General features: G+C 64.3%; 5 protein-coding genes. 3 read left to right on the forward strand and 2 right to left on the reverse strand.

The window, feature by feature from the left end:
• Positions 1 to 96: hypothetical protein (locus FFS27_RS33920; RefSeq protein WP_256659817.1), on the forward strand; the 96-nt coding region annotated here is incomplete at its 5' end.
• A 1-nt stretch (position 97) separates the two neighbouring features.
• On the opposite strand, the gene FFS27_RS31125 is transcribed toward FFS27_RS33920, so the two are convergent.
• Entirely contained in the window at positions 98 to 769 is a 672-nt protein-coding gene (locus FFS27_RS31125) for a DNA-3-methyladenine glycosylase I (protein WP_009315487.1), read from the reverse strand.
• Between the two features lie 46 nt (positions 770 to 815).
• The gene (ttcA, locus tag FFS27_RS31130) at positions 816 to 1,640 is read right to left on the reverse strand and encodes a tRNA 2-thiocytidine(32) synthetase TtcA (RefSeq protein WP_003082462.1); all 825 of its coding nucleotides are present in this window, start codon (positions 1,638 to 1,640) and stop codon (positions 816 to 818) included.
• Positions 1,641 to 1,742: 102 nt separating this feature from the next.
• On the opposite strand from ttcA, the gene FFS27_RS31135 reads away from it, so the two are divergent.
• Complete coding sequence (locus tag FFS27_RS31135; protein WP_003140521.1) at positions 1,743 to 2,336, forward strand: DNA-J related domain-containing protein; 594 nt, start codon at positions 1,743 to 1,745, stop codon at positions 2,334 to 2,336.
• Positions 2,337 to 2,494: 158 nt separating this feature from the next.
• Positions 2,495 to 2,980 (forward strand): Yip1 family protein (locus FFS27_RS31140; protein ID WP_137952470.1); only part of this gene is annotated, 486 nt, incomplete at its 3' end.

The following is a 2,980-nucleotide window of genomic DNA, read 5'->3' on the forward strand; positions in this document are numbered from 1 at the left end:
TTCGGCAATCGCGCCGAAGGCAGCGTCGCGGCGCTGGTGCTGGTCCTCGCGCTGGCGGCGCTGTGGATGATCGGCAGCGGTCGGCTGAGCCTCTAGCTCAGTGATTGACCGTATGCGCCAGCATCACCGACAGCTGGCACAGCGGCCGACCACTCTCCTCGCGCCACTGGTTGAAGGCTCCCTGGACGGCCGCCAGGTCCTTGAGGCTGGTGGGCGGTTTGTCGATGATCTCCTGGGCCTTCAGCGCGGCGACCATGTCGTCGCTGGGAATGAAGGTGTCCTTGCCGGCCATCCGCAGGAAACGCGGCGCCGACAAGCCGCCGAGCTGGTTGCCGCGCTTGCTCAGCAGCTTCCACAGGCCGACGATGTCGGTTTCCGGCCAATCCGCGAGGAAGTTGCCGAAGCTGCCATGCTCGCGGGCCAGGTCGAGCACCATCTGCGCATTGCGCGGCACGCTCTTGAGCTTGCCCAGGTGGCGGATCAGGCGGGCGTCCTGCATCAGCCGCTCGAGATGCTCGGCGCTCATGAGCACGACCTTCTGCGGATCGAAGCCGAAGAACACTTCCTCGAAGGCCGGCCACTTGGCGTCCACCAGGCTGTGCTTGAGGCCGGCGCGGAAGATCCGCAGGCTGATCAGCGACAGGTAGCGGTCGTCACCCACCGTGCGCAGCTCGGCGGCGCTCTTCGGCTGCGGCAGGCGCGCTTCCAGCGCCTCCCTGGAGCCGAAGCGGTTCAGGCAGTATTCGTACATCCAGGCGTAGTCGCGCATCGGGAATCCTTGCAGACCGGAGAGAAGAACTGACCCGCGGCGCGGCTCAGAGGTTCATCACGTCGAGGAAGCGCGGCGTGGCGTTCTCGTCGATGCGCAGGTTGGCGAAGTCGAACAGGTTGCGGTCGGCCAGTTGCGACGGCACCACGTTCTGCAGGGCGCGGAACATGATCTCGGTACGCCCCGGCGACTTGCGTTCCCATTCCAGCAGCATTTCCTTGACCACCTGGCGCTGCAGGTTCTCCTGCGAACCGCAGAGGTTGCAGGGGATGATCGGGAACTCCTTGAGCTGGGAATAGGCCTCGATGTCCTTCTCGCTGCAATAGGCCAGCGGCCGGATCACCACGTTGCGCCCGTCGTCGGCCAGCAGCTTCGGCGGCATGGCCTTCAGGGTGCCGCCGTAGAACATGTTGAGGAAGAAGGTCTCGAGGATGTCGTCGCGATGGTGACCGAGAGCCATCTTGGTCGCGCCGATCTCGTCGGCGAAGGTGTACAGCGTGCCGCGGCGCAGGCGCGAGCACAGCGAGCAGGTGGTCTTGCCTTCCGGGATTTTCTCCTTGACCACCGAGTAGGTGTCCTTCTCGACGATGTGGTACTCCACGCCGATCGACTTCAGGTACTCCGGCAGGACATGCTCGGGAAAACCGGGCTGCTTCTGGTCCATGTTCACCGCAACGATCTCGAAGCGGATCGGCGCGACCTTCTGCAGGTAGAGCAGGATGTCGAGCATGGTGTAGCTGTCCTTGCCGCCGGACAGGCAGACCATGACCTTGTCGCCATCCTCGATCATGTTGAAGTCGGTGATGGCCTCGCCGGCCAGGCGGCGCAGGCGCTTCTGCAGTTTGTTCTGATTGACCGAAAGGGTGCCCATGGTGCTCTGGAATCCGGGTGTTCGAGGAGAAAAGCTGGCTATTTTACGCACAAAGCGACGCCGACCCCAGCCCCTCCCGACGCCCGATGCTAGTCTTGCCCCATGACTCCCGACCTCGACCACCGCCTCGACCTCGCCGGGCAGATCCTCTGCCTGCTGCGCGAGCATCCCGAGGGGCTTTCCGAATACCAGCTGATCCAGCTGCTGAAGGCCCGCCATTCGACGCATATCCCCCATCGCGAACTGGCCGACAAGCTGGTGCTGTTCCGCACCCATTTCCTCCTGTTCAACGCGCTCTACCACCTGCGCGACCACCTCTGGGCCGAGCGCGAGGCGCACCTGGAGATCAGCCCGCTGAGCCTGCGCCTGCGTCCTTACGTGGATGGCACGCAGGCGCTGGAACAGGGCGATCCGCTGCGCGACTACTACCTCAACCTGCGTCACCTGGGGGAGACCAGCGAGGCCGACGTCGAGCGGCTGCTGCAGAGTTTCTGGACGCGCATGCAGGGCAGCGAGGAGAAGGCCGCCGCCCTCGCCCTGTTCGAGCTGGAAGGCGCGGTCGACTATCCCGCCATCAAGCTGCGCTACCGGCAACTGGTCAGCCAGCACCATCCCGACCGCGGCGGCAGCACCGCGCGCCTGCAATCGATCAACAAGGCGATGGAAATACTGCAACGCTATTACAGCCGGCCGTGAAGCTTCGATTTGCTCTAACCCCGCGAGCGACGCGGGGTCGGGCCGTTCCTATACTGCGACATAAGGTCGCATAGGTCGGCCGAGCACCGGGTGGCGCTGTCCATGCGCGCCCGGCGCTTCGCTGGGGGGCGACCACATAAGAACGAGGAGGAAACGGCATGATCCATCATGTATGGGGGCTCTTCACCCATCCCGATCAGGAATGGCAGGAAATCCGTGGCGAAGAAGAAAGCATCAGCCACATGTACCTGACCCACATCCTGATCCTGGCTGCCATTCCGGCGATTTCCGCCTATATCGGCACGACCCAGGTCGGCTGGGTGGTCGGCGGCGGCGATCCGGTCAAGCTGACCCAGGCCAGCGCGTTGCAGATGACGGTCCTCACCTACCTGGCGATGCTCGCCGGGGTGGCAGTGATGGGCGCGTTCATCCACTGGATGGCGCGGACCTACGACGCCAACCCGAGCCTGACCCAGTGCATCGTGTTCGCCGCCTACAACGCCACGCCGCTGTTCATCGCCGGGCTGGCGGCGCTGTATCCGCACCTCTGGCTGGGAATGATCGTCGGGGTGGCGGCGATCAGCTACACGGTCTACCTGCTCTACGTGGGGATTCCCACCTTCATGAACAGCCACAAGCTGTCT

The sequence above is a fragment of the Pseudomonas sp. 2VD genome, assembly GCF_005503585.1.
Taxonomy (GTDB): Bacteria; Pseudomonadota; Gammaproteobacteria; order Pseudomonadales; family Pseudomonadaceae; genus Pseudomonas; species Pseudomonas aeruginosa.